This window comes from Tsukamurella pulmonis (assembly GCF_900103175.1).
GTDB classification, from domain to species: domain Bacteria; phylum Actinomycetota; class Actinomycetes; order Mycobacteriales; family Mycobacteriaceae; genus Tsukamurella; species Tsukamurella pulmonis.
On sequence record NZ_FNLF01000002.1, the window covers coordinates 1,764,244 to 1,783,894 of the forward strand.

General features: G+C 71.6%; 15 protein-coding genes. 13 read left to right on the plus strand and 2 right to left on the minus strand.

From position 1 onward, the window contains the following. Nucleotides 1-17: 17 nt before the first annotated feature. The 3 genes from BLQ62_RS08710 (at nt 18) to clpX (ending at nt 2,752) form a co-directional block, all read left to right on the plus strand. Entirely contained in the window at nt 18-611 is a 594-nt protein-coding gene (locus tag BLQ62_RS08710; protein WP_068535762.1) for an ATP-dependent Clp protease proteolytic subunit, read from the plus strand. A gap of 15 nt (nt 612-626) precedes the next feature. Next, the gene (locus BLQ62_RS08715; protein WP_068535760.1) at nt 627-1,292 is read left to right on the plus strand and encodes an ATP-dependent Clp protease proteolytic subunit; all 666 of its coding nucleotides are present in this window, start codon (nt 627-629) and stop codon (nt 1,290-1,292) included. A 182-nt stretch (nt 1,293-1,474) separates the two neighbouring features. Beyond that, the gene (gene clpX / locus BLQ62_RS08720) at nt 1,475-2,752 is read left to right on the plus strand and encodes an ATP-dependent Clp protease ATP-binding subunit ClpX (RefSeq protein WP_068535758.1); all 1,278 of its coding nucleotides are present in this window, start codon (nt 1,475-1,477) and stop codon (nt 2,750-2,752) included. A 55-nt stretch (nt 2,753-2,807) separates the two neighbouring features. Here the strand turns inward: clpX and BLQ62_RS08725 are convergent, their stop codons facing one another. Continuing rightward, complete coding sequence (locus BLQ62_RS08725) at nt 2,808-4,427, minus strand: ABC-F family ATP-binding cassette domain-containing protein (protein ID WP_068565931.1); 1,620 nt, start codon at nt 4,425-4,427, stop codon at nt 2,808-2,810. A 64-nt stretch (nt 4,428-4,491) separates the two neighbouring features. Then, nucleotides 4,492-6,132, minus strand: coding sequence for a DUF2207 family protein (locus BLQ62_RS08730; protein WP_082756505.1), 1,641 nt, complete (start codon nt 6,130-6,132; stop codon nt 4,492-4,494). 46 nt (nt 6,133-6,178) lie between these two features. Between BLQ62_RS08730 and BLQ62_RS08735 the strand changes: the two genes are divergently transcribed. From BLQ62_RS08735 to proB, 10 genes are all read left to right on the plus strand, one after another. Then, the gene (locus BLQ62_RS08735; RefSeq protein ID WP_160126327.1) at nt 6,179-7,660 is read left to right on the plus strand and encodes a neutral zinc metallopeptidase; all 1,482 of its coding nucleotides are present in this window, start codon (nt 6,179-6,181) and stop codon (nt 7,658-7,660) included. A gap of 48 nt (nt 7,661-7,708) precedes the next feature. Further along, the gene (locus tag BLQ62_RS08740) at nt 7,709-10,396 is read left to right on the plus strand and encodes a valine--tRNA ligase (RefSeq protein ID WP_068565925.1); all 2,688 of its coding nucleotides are present in this window, start codon (nt 7,709-7,711) and stop codon (nt 10,394-10,396) included. Next, nucleotides 10,393-11,811, plus strand: a complete 1,419-nt coding sequence (gene folC, locus BLQ62_RS08745; protein ID WP_068565923.1) for a bifunctional tetrahydrofolate synthase/dihydrofolate synthase — start codon at nt 10,393-10,395, stop codon at nt 11,809-11,811. Before BLQ62_RS08740 ends, folC begins: the two co-directional genes overlap by 4 nt. Further along, nucleotides 11,808-12,221: a DUF4233 domain-containing protein gene (locus BLQ62_RS08750; RefSeq protein ID WP_068535752.1), complete on the plus strand. Its 414-nt coding sequence runs from the start codon at nt 11,808-11,810 to the stop codon at nt 12,219-12,221. The genes folC and BLQ62_RS08750 overlap by 4 nt, the downstream gene beginning before the upstream one ends. Nucleotides 12,222-12,317: 96 nt before the next feature. After that, the gene (ndk, locus tag BLQ62_RS08755) at nt 12,318-12,731 is read left to right on the plus strand and encodes a nucleoside-diphosphate kinase (RefSeq protein WP_068535751.1); all 414 of its coding nucleotides are present in this window, start codon (nt 12,318-12,320) and stop codon (nt 12,729-12,731) included. Nucleotides 12,732-13,050: 319 nt separating this feature from the next. Then, nucleotides 13,051-16,164, plus strand: coding sequence for a translation initiation factor IF-2 N-terminal domain-containing protein (locus BLQ62_RS08760; protein WP_068565921.1), 3,114 nt, complete (start codon nt 13,051-13,053; stop codon nt 16,162-16,164). A 147-nt stretch (nt 16,165-16,311) separates the two neighbouring features. Then, nucleotides 16,312-16,623: a 50S ribosomal protein L21 gene (gene rplU / locus BLQ62_RS08765; RefSeq protein WP_068535748.1), complete on the plus strand. Its 312-nt coding sequence runs from the start codon at nt 16,312-16,314 to the stop codon at nt 16,621-16,623. Between the two features lie 46 nt (nt 16,624-16,669). Then, nucleotides 16,670-16,933: a 50S ribosomal protein L27 gene (gene rpmA, locus BLQ62_RS08770; protein ID WP_013126135.1), complete on the plus strand. Its 264-nt coding sequence runs from the start codon at nt 16,670-16,672 to the stop codon at nt 16,931-16,933. Nucleotides 16,934-17,043: 110 nt separating this feature from the next. Continuing rightward, entirely contained in the window at nt 17,044-18,504 is a 1,461-nt protein-coding gene (gene obgE / locus BLQ62_RS08775; RefSeq protein WP_068535746.1) for a GTPase ObgE, read from the plus strand. Nucleotides 18,505-18,542: 38 nt separating this feature from the next. Continuing rightward, nucleotides 18,543-19,637, plus strand: coding sequence for a glutamate 5-kinase (gene proB / locus BLQ62_RS08780; RefSeq protein WP_068535990.1), 1,095 nt, complete (start codon nt 18,543-18,545; stop codon nt 19,635-19,637). Nucleotides 19,638-19,651: the final 14 nt, after the last annotated feature.

Consider the following 19,651-nt stretch of genomic DNA (forward strand, 5'->3'; position numbering starts at 1 on the left):
AAGGCAGGGAGCAGCGGATGAACTCCAACCCCACCATGCGGGCCGGAATTGCCGGCCTGAACCTCAACGATTCGGTGTACAGCCGTCTCCTGGAATCGCGGATCATCTTCCTCGGCAGCGAGGTGAACGACGACATCGCGAACCAGCTCTGCGCGCAGATGCTGCTGCTGTCCGCGGAGGATCCCACCAAGGACATCAACCTCTACATCAACTCGCCCGGCGGCAGCATCTCCGCCGGCATGGCGATCTTCGACACGATGGAGTTCGTCGAGTGCGACGTCGCGACGTACGCCATGGGCATGGCCGCCTCGATGGGTGAGTTCCTGCTCGCCGCGGGCACCAAGGGCAAGCGCTACGCCCTGCCCCACGCGCGCATCATGATGCACCAGCCGTCCGCCGGCATCGGTGGCACCGCCGCCGACATCGCCATCCAGGCCGAGCTGTTCCGCAACACCAAGGTCGAGATGAACCGCCTCAACGCGCAGTTCACCGGCCAGCCGATCGAGAAGATCGAGGCCGACGCCGACCGCGACAAGTGGTTCACCGCCGAGCAGGCCCGGGACTACGGGTTCGTCGACCACGTCGTCAGCCGCGCGAGCTCCGTCAAGTAGCGAGAGGACATATCCATGACTGAGGGTTACCCCACCACGATGTCGGCCCAGGGCCTGCACGTCCCCGCCACCGGCCGCTACGACGTCCCGTCGTTCATCGAGCGCGCGGCGAACGGCAACGAGCGCGTCACCAACCCGTACTCGAAGCTGTTCGACGAGCGCATCATCTTCCTCAAGAACCAGATCGACGAGGTCTCGGCGAACGACGTCATGGCCCAGATCCTGGTGCTCGAGTCGCAGGACCCGGATCGTGACATCACGATCTACATCAACTCGCCCGGCGGCAGCCTCTACGACGCGCTCGGCATCTACGACACCATGCAGTACGTGCACTGCGACGTCGCGACCGTGGTGCTCGGCACCGCGGCTTCGGCCGCCGCGATCCTCCTGGCCGGTGGCACCCCGGGCAAGCGCGCCGCGCTGCCCAACTCGACGGTGCTGATCCACCAGCCCCGCACCGGCGGCTCGATGCGCGGCCAGGTCTCGGACCTCGAGATCCAGGCCGCCGAGATGGAGCGTGCGCGCAACCGCCTCGACGAGATCCTCGCGGGCCACACGGGCCAGACGGTCGAGCAGATCCGCAAGGACACCGACCGCGACAACATCCTCACGGCCGACCAGGCCAAGGAATACGGGATCGTCGACACGGTGTTCCCGTACCGCAAGGCTTCGGCCAAGTAGTTCGAGCAGCACACCGGGGGTCGCGACACGCCGCGTGAGCGGGTTCCGCGGCCCCCGGCGTCGCCTCTAGCAAGCTATTCATATCGGTCGCCGGGACAGAAGTTCGCGGGTACCGTCGTACACAGACGCCACCCGCTGAGCAACGGGGCGGGCGAGTCATCAGCAAGGGAAGTGGGCACGGCATGGCACGGATCGGGGACGGCGCGGACCTGTTGAAGTGCTCTTTCTGCGGAAAGAGCCAGAAGCAGGTCAAGAAGCTGATCGCGGGCCCCGGCGTGTACATCTGCGACGAGTGCATCGACCTGTGCAACGAGATCATCGAAGAGGAACTGGCCGAGACCAGTGACGTGAAGCTGGACGAGCTGCCCAAGCCCGTCGAGATCCGCGACTTCCTCGACAACTACGTGATCGGCCAGGACTCGGCCAAGCGCAACCTCGCGGTCGCCGTCTACAACCACTACAAGCGCATCCAGGCCGGCGAGCGCAAGGACGCGCGCGGCGAGGGCGTGGAGCTGGCGAAGTCGAACATCCTCATGCTCGGCCCCACCGGCTGCGGCAAGACCTACCTGGCGCAGACGCTCGCGAAGATGCTCAACGTGCCCTTCGCCATCGCCGACGCCACCGCGCTCACCGAGGCCGGCTACGTGGGTGAGGACGTCGAGAACATCCTGCTCAAGCTGATCCAGGCCGCCGACTACGACGTCAAGCGCGCCGAGACCGGCATCATCTACATCGACGAGGTCGACAAGATCGCCCGCAAGAGCGAGAACCCGTCGATCACCCGGGACGTCTCGGGCGAGGGCGTGCAGCAGGCGCTGCTGAAGATCCTCGAGGGCACCCAGGCCAGCGTCCCGCCGCAGGGCGGCCGCAAGCACCCGCACCAGGAGTTCATCCAGATCGACACGACGAACGTCCTGTTCATCGTGGCCGGCGCCTTCGCCGGGCTGGAGAAGGTCGTGGGCGATCGCATCGGCAAGCGCGGCCTCGGCTTCGGCAACGAGGTGCGCACCAAGGCGGAGGTCGACACCGTCGATCACTTCGCCGACGTGCTGCCCGAGGACCTCATCAAGTTCGGTCTGATCCCCGAGTTCATCGGCCGCCTGCCCGTCATCGCCTCCGTCTCGAACCTCGACAAGGAGTCGCTGGTCTCGATCCTCTCGGAGCCGAAGAACGCGCTCGTCAAGCAGTACCAGCGCCTGTTCGAGATGGACGGCGTGGAGCTCGAGTTCGACGAGGACGCGCTCGGCGCCATCGCCGACCAGGCCATCCACCGCGGCACCGGTGCCCGCGGCCTGCGCGCGATCATGGAAGAGGTCCTCAACCCCGTCATGTTCGACATCCCCTCGCGGGACGACGTGGCCAAGGTCGTCGTGACCGGGGAGACCGTGCGCGACAACGTGCTGCCCACCATCGTGCCCCGCAAGCACTCCCGCGGCGAGCGTCGCGAGAAGAGCGCGTAACCATCGTCACGACTGCGCCCCCGGCCGAGAAGGCCGGGGGCGCAGTCGTTTCCGGTCAACGCACGCGCTGTACGCGCGCCTCGTGCCACACCGGCTCGTCGGCTTCGCGGACGGTGCCGTCGGTCCCGAACACCAGGAACCGGTCGAACGACCGCGCGAACCACCGGTCGTGGGTCACGGCCAGCACCGTGCCCTCGTAGGCCTCGAGCGCGTCCTGCAACGCCTCGGCGCTCTCCAGGTCCAGGTTGTCCGTCGGCTCGTCGAGCAACAGCGCGGTGCTGCCGGCGAACTCGAGCAGTAGCACCTGGAAGCGGGCCTGCTGGCCGCCCGAGAGGCTCTCGAACCGCTGCTCCGCCTGCCCGTGCAGCTCGTAGCGGCGCAGCGCAGGCATGGACCGACCGAGATCGGCCGCGTGCTCCTCGCGCAGGATCTGCACCAGGGTGCGGCCCTGCAGCTCCGGGTGCGCATGGGTCTGCGCGAAGTGGCCGGGAACCACGCGGGCGCCGAGCGCCGCCGAACCGGTGTGCGCGACGTCCTCGCCCGCGAGCAGGCGCAGGAAGTGCGATTTCCCGGATCCGTTCGAGCCGAGCACAGCCACCCGCTCGCCGTAGAAGATCTCCAGGTCGAAGGGCTGCATGAGGCCGGTCAGTTCCAGCTGCTTCGCCGTCACGGCGCGCACGCCCGTGCGACCGCCGCGCAGCCGCATGGTGATCTGCTGCTGCCGCGGCGGCTCGGGTGGCGGCCCGGCCTCCTCGAACCTGCGCAGCTGGGTCTGTGCGGCGGAGTACCGCGAGGCCATGCCGTCGTTGAACTTCGCCTGTTCGCGCAGCGTGAGCACGAGCTTCTTGAGCTGCTGGTGCCGCTCGTCCCACCGTCGCCGCAACTCGTCGAACCGCGCGAACCGCTCCTCGCGCGCCGCGGGGAAGGTGGCGAAACCGCCGCCGTGCACCCACGCGTCCGCGCCGCCCGGCGCGGGATCGACGGCCACGATCCGGGTCGCGGCCCGCGCGAGCAGCTCGCGGTCGTGACTGACGAACAGCACCGTCTTCGGCGTCTGCCGCAGCTGGTCCTCGAGCCACTCCTTGCCGGGGACGTCGAGGTAGTTGTCGGGCTCGTCGAGCAACAGGACCTCGTCGTCGCCGCGGAGCAGCGCCTCGAGAGCGAGCCGCTTCTGCTCGCCGCCGGAGAGTGAGGTCAGCCCGCGCCATTGGGCGCGGTCATAGGGAACCCCCAGCGCCGCGACGGTGCACGCGTCCCACAGCGTCTCCGCGGCGTAGCCGCCGGCGTCGCCCCACTCGGCGAGCGCGGTCGCGTACCGCAGCTGATTCGCATCGCCGTCGTCGTCCATGAGCGCCAGCTCCACCGCGTCGAGCTCGCGGGCGGCGTCCTGGAGCCGGGGCGGCGAGACGGAGAGCACCAGGTCGCGCACTGTGCGCTCGTCCCGCACCGAACCGATGAACTGCGGCATCACGCCGACGCCGCCGCTCGAGGTCACCGTGCCGCCGTGCGGCTCCAGTTCACCGGCGAGGAGCCGCAGCAGCGTGGTCTTGCCGGCGCCGTTGCGACCCACGAGCGCTGCGACCGTCCCGTCGCCCACCCGGAACGAGACGTCGCCGAGGAGAGCCCGCCCGTCCGGCAGGTAGTACTCCACATGCGTCGCCTCGAGATGTCCCATATGCCCAATCCTCGCGGCAGCAGAGGGACGAGCGCCAGCGGTTTTCCGACCCCGACGGTGCCCGTCAGTCCCGCTGCGCGGCCAGAGCCTGGGCGACCGCACCGTCGAGGACCGCGGCGAGCGTCGCGAGCCCGGCCACCGGCCCCTGGGGCGCGCGGTACCAGTCCAGCGGGGCGCTCGGGACGCTGCCCCAGGTGGCGAGCCAGCCCCGCAGGTCGCCGAACGCGTGGGTGTACGGGATGGCCCGCTCGAAGAGCACGTCGCGCTGACCGTCCGGCAGCGAGCCGACGTTCGTCGCGATCAAGTACTGGCGCATGCCGCCGAGCCCCGCCGCGAGGCGGCTGCCCGACGCCGTGCGGCGCGGCCACAGCAGCGCCGCCGCCACCAGCCCGAGGCCGAGGACGAGCGCGGCGGCGGCCCACAGCACGCCGGCGCCGAGGAAGCCGCAGACCAGCGTCGCGATCGCGCCGCCCGCCGCGACGGCGATCGCGGGGACGAGGAGGGGACTGCGCGGCGCGGCGCGGAGCCACCCGCGTTCCGCGGTCGCCGCGGGAACGGCTGCCACGATCGGGGCCGGGTCGAGGGGCCGGGCGCCACCGGTCAGTTCGGAGACGGTGGTCGTCTCCGCACCGTGGGGGAGGAGGGCGTCGACCACAACCCGCTCCGCGGGCGTGACCGCACCGTCGAGTGGCACACGACGGGAGATCTGGAAGTCCCCGTCGGGCAGGGCGGCGAGCCAGAGGTAGCCGCGCACCGCGAGATCGAGCACCGTCGCGCCGACGTCGGTGGGCCGCAGCCGGCCGTCGAGGAGGGTGCCGATCTGGCCGGGCAGGACGCCGTCGGGGGAGGCGAAGGCGATCTCGCCGTTGCCGCCCGGGACGAGCAGATCAGCGGTGGCACCGGCCGAGTGCGCCGCGGCGGCGTCCGAGCGGCGCCGCACGTAGCCGTAACCGGCGAGCGCGACGGCCAGCACCGCGGCCAGGGAGAGTGCGATCAGGCCGCCGGTGTCCCGTTCCGGGGCGGGGGCGGCCGTCGCGGTGAACCGCGCATCGGCGGCGACGGTGCCGGCGGGCAGCAGCGTGGTGAAGACGGCGACCCTGCCCTGCGGCAGCCCGTTCTGCTGCGCGGTGACGACGCCGGAGGCGTCGGTCTGCGTGAGCGTGCACATCCGGCGCTCGCCGACCTGGCCGATGCCGCACAGCGGTGAGTCAGGGACGGCGGTGGGGGAGGCGAAGCGCATCGTCACGGTGTCGAGGTCGACGGTGTACCCCGCCGCGATCGGCCACGTGAACTGCTGGAGCTCCGGGCCGTCGGCGACGGTGCCCCGCACCGTGTAGGTGACCTTCGTGGTGCCGCCGGGGGCGGAGACCTGCAGCGCACCGTCGGACACCGAGACCGAACCGTTCTCCGCCCTGGTCCCCGTGACTGTGAAGTGCTGGGTGCGGTTGCCCTCCACCGGCACCGACAGGGGGAGGCGCTGCGCGATCGCCCTGCCCGGCGGAGCAGTGATCACGGTGGTCACCGCGAGCGACCCGTCGTCCTGGAGATCGAGGACGGTGTCCACGCCGACGCCGCTGGGGTCGGCGCCGGCCGGTCCCGCTCCGGCGCCGGCGAACACGACGCCGATCACCGCCAACACCGCCGCCCAACCGCTGCGCCGCCGGCGTCGAACAGTCCCGCCCTGGTTCCGCGTGCCCTCCCACATGCCTGGGTACAGTATCGGACACCTGGGGTGGAGGAGGGGAAGCGAAGTGGGTCATCCGAAGGATCCCTACGGCGGCCGGGGTGCGCCGGCTCCGCGGCGCGGCTACGTCCCCGTCCCTCCGGCGCCCGCCGCACCGCGGCCGGCACCGGTGCGCGGTGCCACCGGGCACTACCGGGTGACGGCGCGGCCCCGCGCCGGCGCTACCGGATACCCCCGTCCCGGCGCGCCCGCGTACCCCCGCCCGGGCGCTCCGGCCTATCCCCGGCCCGGCGCGGCCGCCGCCTCGAGGTCGGGTGCCCCGAGCCCCTGCACCCCCGCGTATCCGCGCCCCGGCGCGTACCCGCGGCCGGGCGCCGCGCCGCAGTACCAACGCGTTCCCGCCCCGCGCGCCGCGGTCCCGGCCGCACCGCCCCGTGCTGTGCCGTACCGGCAGTGGTCGATGCCCGCCCCGCCCCCCGCCCGGTCCGCGGGGGCAGTACCTCCGGGCTATCCGCGTCCCGGAGTCCCGCAGGGGCAGCCGTGGCCGCGCGTGCCGCAGCCCGCCTGGGCTCCGCGTCCGGCGACGGGAGCGAACAGCACGCCGCTGCTGGTCCTCCTGCTGGTCACGGTGGTGGTGCTGATCGTCGTGCTCGCCGCGGCGCTGCTCTACGTGGGCGGGCGCGCCAGTACCGATGCCGGTGGCGCGACGACCGCCCGCACGACCGCCGCGCGGACGACGACCACCACGGAGACCACGACGACGCGGACCGGGACCACCACTTCGACGTCCTCGCTCCTCACCAGCTCCGCCGGGGCCACGCCGACGGGAACCGCCGCGCTGCAGGGCAACCCGCTCTACGGCTCGGGATCGGCGGGCCTGCTCACCCAGCCGTGCAACGCCGTCGGCTGGCCCTCCGACAGCGCCGCGGGCAAGCGCTTCTTCGCCAGTCTCGCGCCGTGCTTCGACCGGGCCTGGGGCGCCGCCATGCGTGCCGCAGGCCTCGAATACCGCGCGCCGACGGTGCTGGTCCCCACCGGATCGCGGATCAGTTCGCCGTGCGGATCGACGAACCTCGAGACGGAGAACGTCGCGGCCTTCTACTGCTCGAGCAACGAGGCGCTGTACATGCCGCCGAAGGGGCTCAACGTGGACCGCTACGGCAACCAGCCGGCGATCTACCTCGCCGTCTTCGCACACGAGTACGGCCACCACGTGCAGTTGGTGAGCGGCATCCTCACCGCGCAGGGACGGATCGAGAACCTGAGTGGGCGCACCTCCGAGGCGGGGCTCGAGTCCTCGCGCCGTCTGGAGCTCCAGGCGCAGTGCTTCAGCGGCCTGTTCGTGAAGTCCGTGAGCGATACCGGTGGGCAGTTCACCAGCGCCGACTACCGCACCGTGTACGAGGATCAGGAGCGCGGCGACCGCCCGGGAGCCCTCCGCGACCACGGCACCTACGCGCACTCGCAGGGCTGGTGGGACACCGGCTACCAGTCGAACCGCCTGGCGCGGTGCAACACCTGGGCGGCCTCGTCGGGCGACGTGGCCTGAGCAAAAGCCCCGCGTCGGGCTCGCGCGTGCACTGACTAGAATCGTGGGGTGACTACGCAGCCGCAGAACGCCGTCGACCGCCTCCCCGCCGCCTGGGAGCCCGGTGCGGTAGAGGCGGACATCTACAACGGGTGGGTGGACGCCGGGTACTTCACCGCCGACAACACCTCGCCCAAGCCCGCCTTCTCCGTGGTCCTGCCGCCGCCGAACGTGACCGGCAGCCTCCATCTCGGCCACGCGCTCGACCAGACCATCACCGACGCGCTGTGCCGCCGCAAGCGGATGCAGGGCTTCGAGGTGCTGTGGCTCCCCGGCACGGACCACGCCGGCATCGCCACCCAGTCGCTGGTGGAGAAGCAGCTCGCCGCCGAGGGCACCAGCCGCCGCGAGATCGGCCGCGAGAAGTTCCTGGAGCGCGCGTGGGCCTTCAAAGAGGCCAGCCACGGCAACATCACCGGCCAGATGCGCCGCATCGGCGTCGGCATCGACTGGTCCCGCGAGCGGTTCACCATGGACGAGGGGCTCTCCCGCGCCGTCCAGACCATCTTCAAGCAGCTCTTCGACGCCGGCCTGATCTACCGCGCCGAGCGCCTGGTCAACTGGTCGCCCGTGCTGCAGACCGGCATCTCCGACCTCGAGGTCGATCACAAGGAGGTCGACGGCGAGCTGGTCTCGTTCCGGTACGGCTCCCTGAGCGACGACGAGCCGCACATCGTCTGTGCCACCACGCGACTGGAGACGATGCTCGGCGACACCGCGATCGCCGTGCATCCCGATGACGAGCGCTACCGCGCTCTCGTGGGCACCACCCTCGAGCATCCCTTCCTGGACCGCCGGATCCCCGTCGTGGCCGACGACTACGTCGATCCCGAGTTCGGTTCCGGCGCAGTGAAGATCACTCCCGCGCACGATCCGAACGACTTCGCGCTCGGCCAGCGGCACGACCTGCCGATGCCCACGATCATGGACGAGACCGCCCACATCGTCGGCACCGGAACGCAGTTCGACGGTCTCGACCGCTTCGCGGCCCGCAAGGCGATCCGCGAGGCGCTGGCCGAGCAGGGCCGCATCGTCAAGGAGGTGCGCCCGTACCGGCACAGCGTCGGCCACAGCGAGCGCTCCGGTGAGCCGATCGAGCCGCGCCTGTCGATGCAGTGGTGGGTCAAGGTCGACCGCCTGGCCAAGGCCGCGGGGGACGCGGTGCGGGGCGGCGACACCACGATCGTCCCCGAGTCGCTCGCGCCGCGGTTCTTCGACTGGGTCGACGAGATGCACGACTGGAACATCTCCCGCCAGCTGTGGTGGGGTCACCGCATCCCGGTCTGGTACGGCCCCGCCGACGCCGAGGGCAACCGCGACGTCGTCTGCTGCGGCCCCGAGGACACCCCGCCCGCCGGCTACGAGCAGGACCCGGACGTCCTCGACACCTGGTTCAGCTCCGGACTGTTCCCGTTCTCCACCATGGGCTGGCCGGACTCCACCGCCGATCTCGCGAAGTTCTACCCCACCTCGACGCTGGTCACCGGCTACGACATCATCTTCTTCTGGGTCGCCCGGATGATGATGTTCGGCACCTTCATCGGTGAGGAGCCGAACGCCCCGGGCAAGGTCCCGTTCCACGAGGTGCTCCTGCACGGTCTGGTGCGCGACGAGTTCGGCAAGAAGATGTCGAAATCGAAGGGCAACGGCATCGACCCGCTGGACTGGGTGCAGGAGTACGGCGCCGACGCGCTGCGCTTCACCCTGGCCCGCGGCACCATCCCCGGCGCCGACCTGAACGTGGGCGCCGACGCCGCCGCGTCGTCGAAGAAGTTCGCCACCAAGCTGTTCAACGCCACCAAGCTGGCCCTGCTCAACGACGCGCACCTGGGCGAGCTCCCGGATCGCGCGGCGCTCACCGACGCCGACCGCTGGATCCTCGACCGCCTCGCCGCCGTGCAGGCGGAGGCCGACGCCGCGTTCGACGCCAACGAGCTGGGCAAGGCCTGCGAGGCGCTCTACCACTTCGCGTGGGACGAGCTGTGCGACTGGTATCTCGAGGTGGCCAAGCTCCAGCTGCAGGGCGACGACGCGACCGTCGCCGAGAACACCCGGCTGGTGCTGGGCAAGGCTCTCGACGTCGTGCTGCGCATGCTGCACCCGACGATGCCCTTCGTCACCGAGGTGCTGTGGAAGGCGCTCACGGGCGGTACCTCGCTGGTGATCGCCGACTGGCCCTCGCGCGACTGGGCGCCGGCCGAGATCCCCGCCGACGGTGTCGAATCCGCGCGCCGGTTCGCCGATCTGCAGCGCCTGGTCACCGAGATCCGCCGCTTCCGCAGCGATCAGCTGCTCAAGCCCGGCCAGCGGGTCGCGGCCCGGCTCACGGGGCTCGACGAGGCGGGCCTGACCTCGCTCGGCGCCGCGGCGGCGAACCTGTGCCGGCTCACCCCGCCGGAGGACGGCTTCGCCGCGACCGCCTCCCTCGAGGTGCGCCTCGTGGGCGGCACCGTCACCGTCGAGCTGGACACGTCCGGCACCGTCGATCTCGGTGCGGAGCGATCGCGGCTGGAGAAGGACCTCAAGGCGGCGCAGAAGGAGCTCGACGGGACCACCGCCAAGCTCGGTAACGAGGCCTTCCTGGCCAAGGCGCCCGACGCGGTGGTCGACAAGATCCGCGCGCGGCGGACCGTCGCGCAGGAGGAGGTCGAGCGCCTCACCGTCCGCATCGCCCAGCTGGGCGGGGGAGCCGCGTGACGGTACCCGCCTTCGCCGCCGACCCCGACGACCTCGCCGAACTGGCTCAGGTCGAGGCCGAGCTGGATCAGCGCTGGCCCGAGACCAAGATCGAGCCCTCGCTCACGCGGATCTCCGCGCTCATGCAGCTGCTGGGGTCGCCGCAGGACGCGTACCCGTCGATCCAGATCGCGGGTACCAACGGCAAGTCGTCGACCGCCCGGATGATCGACGCGCTGCTGCTGGCCTTCTCGCGCCGCACGGGCCGGATCACCAGTCCGCACCTGCAGCTCGCCACCGAGCGCATCGCGGTCGACGGTGCGCCGCTCACGGCCAAGCAGTACGTGGAGACCTACCGCGAGATCGAGCCCTTCATCGAGCTCGTCGATGCGCAGTCCGAGGCCGCCGACGGGCCGCGGATGAGCAAGTTCGAGGTGCTCACCGCCATGGCCTTCGCGGCCTTCGCCGAGGCCCCCGTCGACGTGGCCGTCGTCGAGGTCGGGCTCGGCGGCACCTGGGACGCCACCAACGTGGTGACGGCCGAGGTCGCCGTGATCACCCCGATCGGCCTGGACCACGTGGAGATACTCGGCCCCGACCTCGCGTCGATCGCGGGGGAGAAGGCCGGCATCGTCAAGCGCGCGCCCGAGCGGCTGATCCCCAAGGACACCGTCATGATCGTGGGCAAGCAGGAGCCCGCGGCGATGGACGTGCTGTTGCGCAAGGCCGTCGAGACCGACGCCGCCGTCGCGCGCGAGGGTTCCGAGTTCGCCGTCGTCGAGCGCCGCGTCGCGGTCGGCGGCCAGCAACTCACCCTGCAGGGCCTCGGCGGCGTCTACGAGGACGTCTTCCTGCCGCTGCACGGCGAGCACCAGGCCAACAACGCCGCGGTCGCCCTGGCTGCGGTCGAGGCCTTCTTCGGCGCCGGCGCCGACCAGCAGCTCGACGTCGACACGGTGCGGGCGGGCTTCGCCGCCGCGGCCTCGCCCGGCAGGCTCGAGCGGGTCCGCAGCGCCCCGACGGTGCTCCTCGACGCCGCGCACAACCCGCACGGCGCGCAGGCGCTCGCGCGGACCATCGAGACGGAGTTCGGCTTCCGCACGTTGATCGGCGTGGTCTCGGTACTCGCGGACAAGGACGCCGTCGGCGTGCTCACGGCTCTCGAGCCCGTGCTGGACACCGTCGTCGTCACCCACAACGGCTCGCCCCGCGCGCTCGAGGTCGAGCGGCTCGCGGCGATCGCGGAGGAGATCTTCGGCGAAGAGCGCGTGGTCACCTCGCCCACCATGGTCGACGCGGTGGAGACCGCCGTCGCGCTCGCCGATCAGGAGTCCGACGACGAGGACGGTCCCGCCTCGGGCGTGGGCGTGCTCATCACCGGTTCCGTGGTCACCGCGGGCTCCGCGCGCTCGCTGTTCGGAAAGGAACCCCAGTGACGGGAACCCCCGCCTCCAACCCCAGGTTCACGCCGCCCCCGAAGGATCCGTGGAAGAGCTTCCGCGGCATCCTCTCCGGGACGCTCATCCTCGAGATGATCGTCATCCTGCTGGCGCTGCCCGTGGTGATCCGCCTCTCGCCCGGGCTCTCCGGCCTCAAGGTCGGCTACGTCCTGGTGCTCGCGGCGCTCATGTTCGCCGGGTGCATGGTGGTGAAGAAGCCCTGGGCGATTCCGGCGTTCTGCGCACTGCAGGTCGCCGTCATCGCAGGCTTCCTCGTGCACTGGGGGATCGGCGCGGTCGGCGTCGTCTTCGCCATCGTCTGGGCGTACATCGTCTACATCGAGCGCGATGTGAAGCAGCGCATGGCGGAGGGCCGGCTGCCCGGCCAGGAACCCATCACCGACTGAGCCCGTCCGAGTTTCGGGTTCTGCGGGCCTCGGCGGCGGAATCCGCCAGCGGAGGGCCGCAAAACCCGACGTTCGGGACGCGCTACGCTGTTGCCCGTGACTGAGCGGACTCTGATTCTCATCAAGCCCGACGGCGTGCGGCGCGGCCTTTCCGGGGAGATCCTGGCGCGCATCGAGCGGAAGGGCCTGACCATCGCGGCCCTCGAGCTCAAGCACGTCCCGACCGAGGTGGCCGAGGGCCACTACGCCGAGCACAAGGACAAGCCGTTCTTCGGCTCGCTGCTCGAGTTCATCACCTCCGGGCCCGTGGTGGCCGCGGTGCTGGAGGGCCCCCGCGCGATCGCGGCGTTCCGCCAGCTCGCCGGCGGCACCGATCCCGTGGAGAAGGCCGTTCCCGGCACGATCCGCGGTGATTTCGGTCTGGAGACCCAGGAGAACCTCGTGCACGGCTCCGACTCGCCCGAGTCGGCCGAGCGCGAGATCGCCCTCTGGTTCCCCGGCCTCGCCTGACCTGCGAGAACCTGTTCCCCCCTCCCTGATCTCCGGGCCCGTGCCGCGCGAACCGCGCGGTACGGGCCCGATCCTTTTCCCGCGTCCCTGTGGCATGTGGGATACTGATCCGGACGCACGTCGGCGCGCGCAACCGCGCAGCGCCGACCGGCCCGGCTGACCCGCAGAACGTGGGGTCCGCGTGCGCCACGCACGAGACACGTGCAGACCTTGACAAACGTGGGGCGGTAGGAGCACTCCTTCGCCCGCACCACATGACACGCCCCCGCGTGGCCGCGACCGAAAGTGATCGCGCCCGGGGGTCGGTAGGAGATATCGAGTGGCCGACAACACGTCGCCGGAAGAACAGAACAACGAAGCTCGGGAGGAGTTCCCGCAGAAGCTGCGCGTCCACGCGCTGGCGCGTCTGCTGGGCCTGACCAGCAAGGAGGTGCTCGCGCACCTCGGCGAGCTGGGCTTCGTCGCGCGCAGCGCGCATTCGAGCATCGACCGCAGCGCCGCCGAGCGCGTGCGGGACCGCATCGCGGAGCAGGCCGGCGGAGCGCCGGACGCCGCCGTCGCAGAGGCTCCCGCCACCGCGCCCGCCGAGGAGCAGGCACCCGCTGCGCAGCAGGCGCCGGCCGAGGACGAGGCGCCGTCGCTGTTCTCGGCGGCCGCGGTCGCGCAGCCCGTCACGGAGCAGGCCCCGGCCTCCTTCGACGCCAATGCACCGCTGTTCCTGCAGCCCGAGAAGGCCGAGAAGCCCGCGCGGAAGACGCGTGCCCGCAAGGCACAGGATGCGGAGTCGGAGACGACTGAGGCGCCGGAGGCCTCGACGGCCGAGCAGGCCGAGACGACCGAGCCGGCGGAGACCACGGAGCAGGCCGAGACCACGGAGCAGGCCGAGGCGTCGTCGCCCGAGCAGAACGGCGACGACGACAACGGCGGCAACCGCCGCCGGCGTCGCGGCCGTCGCGGTCGCGGACGCGGCCGGGGCGAGAACGCCGACGAGCAGGATGCGCAGGAGCAGACCGAGGGCGACAAGGCCGACGCTTCGGACCAGAGCGACGCCGCGCCCGCCGAGGGTGAGAAGAAGTCCGACCAGGACAAGGGCGACCGCAACCGCGGCGACGGCGGCAAAGCCGACGAGAAGTCCAGCGAGGAGAAGGCCGGCGAGGCGTCCTCGGAGGACACCGATTCCGACGACGTCGAGGACGTGACCGAGGGCGGCTCGCGTCGTCGCCGGCGTCGTCGTCGGCGCCGCTCGGGCACGGGGGAGGACGGGGCCGAGGCCGAGTCCTCGGACGATCCGCCGAACACCGTCGTGCACGAGCGCGAGCCGCGCCAGCGCTCGCGCCGCGACGAGGTGCGCGGCATCAGCGGCTCCACCCGTCTCGAGGCCAAGCGCCAGCGCCGCCGCGACGGCCGCGACACCGTGCGTCGCCGCCCGCCGATCCTCACCGAGTCGGAGTTCCTCGCCCGTCGCGAGGCGGTCGACCGCGTGATGGTGGTGCGCGAGCGCACCGGCGTCGGCCCGTCGGAGGGCCAGGACGGCCACACCGTGCCGCACCCGCAGGACTACACCCAGGTCGCCGTCCTCGAGGACGGCGTGCTGGTGGAGCACTTCGTCACGTCGTCGAGCTCGGCGTCGATGGTCGGCAACATCTACCTGGGCCGCGTGCAGAACGTGCTGCCCTCGATGGAGGCGGCCTTCGTCGACATCGGCCGCGGCCGCAACGGCGTGCTCTACGCCGGCGAGGTCAACTGGGACGCCGCCGGCCTGGACGGCAACGCCCGCAAGATCGAGCAGGCCCTCAAGCCCGGCGATCAGGTCCTGGTGCAGGTCAGCAAGGACCCGGTGGGCCACAAGGGCGCCCGGCTCACCACACAGATCTCCCTGGCCGGTCGCTTCCTGGTCTACGTGCCCGGCGGCGGCTCGGCGGGCATCTCGCGCAAGCTGCCCGACACCGAGCGCAAGCGGCTCAAGGAGATCCTCAAGGAGATCGTCCCGGCCGACGCCGGCGTGATCATCCGCACGGCCTCCGAGGGCGTCAGCGCCGAGGAGCTCGCGGGCGATGTGGCCCGGCTGCAGGCGCAGTGGGCCGAGATCGAGGAGGCCTCGTCGCAGAAGGGCGTCAAGGCGCTCTACGAGGAGCCCGATCTGCTGGTCAAGGTCGTCCGCGACCTGTTCAACGAGGACTTCAGCAAGCTCGTCATCGAGGGCGCTCGCCCGTGGAGCACCGTCGAGAAGTACGTCTCGACCGTCGCGCCCGACCTCCTGCCGCGCGTCGAGAAGTTCGAGAAGGCCCACGCCGACGCCCCGGACGTCTTCGCGACGTACCGCATCGACGAGCAGCTGGCCAAGGCGATGGACCGCAAGGTGTGGCTGCCCTCGGGCGGCACGCTGGTCATCGACCGCACCGAGGCCATGACCGTCGTCGACGTCAACACCGGCAAGTTCACCGGCGCCGGCGGCAACCTCGAGGAGACCGTCACGCGCAACAACCTCGAGGCGGCCGAGGAGATCGTGCGGCAGATGCGGCTGCGCGACATCGGCGGCATGATCGTCGTCGACTTCATCGACATGGTGCTCGAGTCCAACCGTGACCTCGTGCTGCGCCGCCTCACCGAGGCGCTCGGCCGCGACCGCACGCGCCACCAGGTTTCCGAGGTCACCTCGCTGGGCCTGGTCCAGATGACCCGCAAGCGGATCGGCACCGGCCTCGTCGAGGCCTTCTCCACGCCGTGCCAGGCGTGCTCGGGTCGCGGCATCATCGTCCACGACGCGCCCGTCGAGTCGTCGGGCGGCGGCGAGGACGGCAGCCGTTCCGGCGAGAAGTCGGAGGGCTCGGGTCGCAAGAAGCGCAAGCGCGCCAAGTCCGACGGTGCCTCCCAGGCTCCGTCGGCCCCGGTCGCGCCGGCCAAGGAGCCCGCCGCGCACAAGGGCGAGCACCCCATGTTCAAGGCCATGGCCTCGCATCATGACGAGGACACGGCGGAGCAGCCGGCCGCGGGCGAGAGTGCCGATGCACAGTCCCCGGCGGAGCCCGCTCCGGCTGCGGCCGAAGCCACCGAGGCTCCTGCCGCCGCCGTGACCGAGGCGCCGGCCGTGGTCGTCGAGCCCGAGGCCCCCGCGGCCGAACCGACCCCCGCGGTCGAGTCGGCTCCGGCGGTCGAGCAGGCGGCCCCCGTCGCGGCGGCACCCCGCCGTCGGCGGGTCGCGCGCAAGGCGCCGACCACCACCTCGGCCGCTCCGCAGACGATCGTCGTGGACATCGCCGCACCGCCGGCCGAGGCAGCGGCGAGCGCCGCGGTACCGGCCGAGGGCGCGGGGGCGTCCGTGGCGGAGCCGGCCCGCAAGCGGGCCCGGCGACGGGCCGCGGCCCGGCCCGCGGGTCCCGCGGCGGGCGGACCCGAGGGTGACGGTGCCGACAAGGCGGACCTGCCGGTTTGACCCTGCGGTTGGCGTTCCCGTAACCTGGGAAGGTCGCTTTTCCGGCGGCGCGCTCGTGCGTGCGTGTTCCGGAGTACCCGCGTGATACGAGCCGCGCACCTGGCGCGCGCTGAACTACGAGATGTGTAAGAAGAGGTAAGCCCGAAGATGGCCACGTATGCGATCGTCAAGACCGGCGGCAAGCAGTACAAGGTCGCCGTCGGCGACCTGGTGAAGGTCGAGAAGCTCGAAGGTGAGCCCGGTACCAGCGTCAAGCTGCCCGTGGCGCTCGTCGTCGACGGTGCGAACCTCACCACCGACGCCGCCGCCCTGGAGAAGGTCTCGGTCACGGCCGAGGTCGTGGATCAGGTCAAGGGACCGAAGATCCGTATCCACAAGTTCAAGAACAAGACCGGCTACCACAAGCGTCAGGGCCACCGGCAGCGCCTGACGGTCGTCAAGGTGACCGCGATCGCCTGACCGGCGAAGCCAGACAACGAACACCTTTTAGTACAGGAGTAGCCAGATGGCACACAAGAAGGGCGCGTCCAGCTCGCGCAACGGTCGTGATTCCAACGCCCAGCGACTGGGCGTGAAGCGGTTCGGTGGCCAGAAGGTCAGCGCCGGTGAGATCCTGGTCCGCCAGCGCGGCACCCACTTCCACCCCGGCGTCGGCGTCGGTCGTGGCGGCGACGACACCCTGTTCGCCCTCGCGGCGGGTGCGGTGGAGTTCGGCACCAAGCGTGGCCGCAAGACGGTCAACATCGTGCCGGTCGCTGTGGAGGCCTAGTCCGCAGCAGCGACACGAGTCTTTTCGAAGGCGGGCGGGGTCTCCACGACGGGGGCCCGCCCGCCTTCGGCTTTTCGCCCGCGAGGGCACATCGGTAGAAAGAGGTTCATATGTCCAGGTTCGTCGACCGGGTGACGGTGCACGTCACGGCCGGTAACGGGGGCCACGGCTGCGCCTCGATCCACCGGGAGAAGTTCAAGCCGCTCGGTGGCCCCGACGGCGGCAACGGCGGTCGTGGCGGATCGGTGATCCTCGAGGTCGACCCGCAGGTGCACACGCTGCTCGACTTCCACTTCCGGCCGCACCTCAAGGCCACCAACGGCAAGCCCGGCGAGGGCGGCAACCGCGAGGGCAAGTCCGGCCAGGACCTGATCCTCAAGGTGCCGGACGGCACCGTCGTGCTGGACACCGACGGCAAGATGCTCGCCGACCTGGTCGGCGCCGGCACCCGGTTCGACGCGGCCCAGGGCGGTCGCGGCGGACGGGGCAACGCCGCGCTCGTCTCCAAGGCGCGCAAGGCGCCCGGTTTCGCCCTGCTCGGCGAGGACGGCCAGGTCCGCGACCTGGTCCTCGAGCTCAAGTCCGTCGCCGACGTGGGCCTCGTCGGCTTCCCGTCCGCGGGCAAGTCCTCGCTGGTCTCCGTGCTCTCGGCCGCGAAGCCGAAGATCGCCGACTACCCGTTCACCACGCTCGCGCCGAACCTCGGCGTCGTGTCGGCGGGGGAGACCACCTTCACCGTGGCCGACGTGCCCGGCCTCATCCCCGGCGCCTCGTCGGGCCGCGGTCTGGGCCTGGACTTCCTGCGCCACCTCGAGCGGACCGCCGTGCTCGCGCACGTGGTCGACTGCGCGACGCTCGAACCCGGCCGCGACCCGGTCAGCGACGTGGACGCGCTGGAGGCCGAGCTGGCCGCCTACCAGCCGGCGCTCGCCGCCGACACCGGACTGGGCGAGCTGTCCGAGCGCCCCCGCATCGTCGTGCTCAACAAGGCGGACGTGCCGGACGCCGAGGAACTCGCCGAGATGGTGCGCCCCGAGTTCGAGGCGCGCGGCTGGCCCGTCTTCGTGATCTCCGCGGTCGCTCACACCGGCCTGCGCGAGCTCACTTTCGCGCTCGCGGAGCTGGTGCAGCGCTACCGCGCCGAGCGCGGCACGCCCGTCGCGCGACGCCCCGTCATCCGGCCCATCGCGATCGACGAGTCCGGCTTCGAGGTCATCTCCGACCCGGATCAGCCGGGCGGCTTCATCGTGCGCGGCCCGCGGCCCGAGCGGTGGATCAAGCAGACCCCGTTCGACAACGACGAGGCCGTCGGCTACCTCGCCGACCGGCTCAACCGGCTGGGCGTCGAGGCCGAGCTGGTCAAGCTCGGAGCAGTGCCGGGCGCCCCGGTCACCATCGGCAACGTCTGCTTCGAGTGGGAGCCCTCGCTCGGCACCATCGACGACGTGCCCGTCACCGGCCGCGGCACCGACATCCGCCTGGAGCGCAACGAGCGCGTGGGCGCGGCCGAGCGCCGCCACCAGCACGACGTGCGCCGCGGCCTCGCGAGCGACGACGAGGACGACGAGTGACCGCCGCACCCGCGGCCGACGAGCTGCTCGCGGGCGACATGCGCGCCCTGGTCGCGGGTGCCCGCAAGCTGGTCGTGAAGATCGGCAGCTCGGCGCTGACCGATCTCGAGCACGGGCTGGCCTCGGACCGGCTCGACGCTCTCACCGATGCCATCGTCGCGCGGCTCGACCGCGGGACCGAGGTCATCGTCGTCTCCTCGGGAGCGATCGGCGCGGGGATGGCACCCCTGGGCCTCAAGCGCCGGCCGACCGACCTCGCGACCAAGCAGGCCGTCGCGTCGGTGGGGCAGCTGCAGCTGGCCAACGCGTGGGGCGCGTCGTTCCGGCGCTACCAGCGCATCGTGTCCCTGGTGCTGCTCACCGCGCACGACATCGGGCTGCGGGTGCACGCGGCGAACGCCCAGCGCACGCTGGACCGTCTGCGCACCCTCGGCGCGGTCCCGATCATCAACGAGAACGACGTGGTGGCCTCCAACGAGGTCCGCTTCGGGGACAACGACCGGCTCGCGGCCCTCGTCGCTCACCTGACCGGCGCCGACGCGCTCGTGCTGCTCTCCGACGTCGACGGTCTCTACGACGGCGATCCGCGCAAGGGCGACGCCGCGCTGATCGCGGCCGTGGACGGCCCCGAGGACCTCGACGGCGTCGTCGCCGGTTCGGGCGGCGCGCTCGGTACCGGCGGCATGGCCTCGAAGCTCTCGGCCGCCCGGCTCGCCGCCGACGCCGGCGTTCCCGTGCTGCTCACCGCCGCGGCGCTCGCGGACAGGGCGCTCGACGGTGCCGACGTGGGCACCGTCTTCCGGCCCCGCGCGGTGCGGCTCTCGGCCCGCCGGTTCTGGGTCCGGCACGCCGCCGACGTGCACGGCGACGTGACGCTCGACGACGGTGCCGTGGCCGCGGTCGTGGACCGCCGGCGCTCGTTGCTGCCCGCGGGTGTGACCGCCGTCAGCGGCACTTTCTCCGGCGGCGACGTCGTGAACCTCCGCGACCTGCGTGGCACCGTCCGGGCCCGAGGCGTGGCCGCCTACGACCACACCGAGCTCGAGATGATGCTCGGCCGCGACACCACGGAGCTGCCGGAGGGCCTGCGGCGGCCCGTCGTCCACGCGGACGATCTGGTGCCGGTGCGCTGAGACGGCCGGCACCG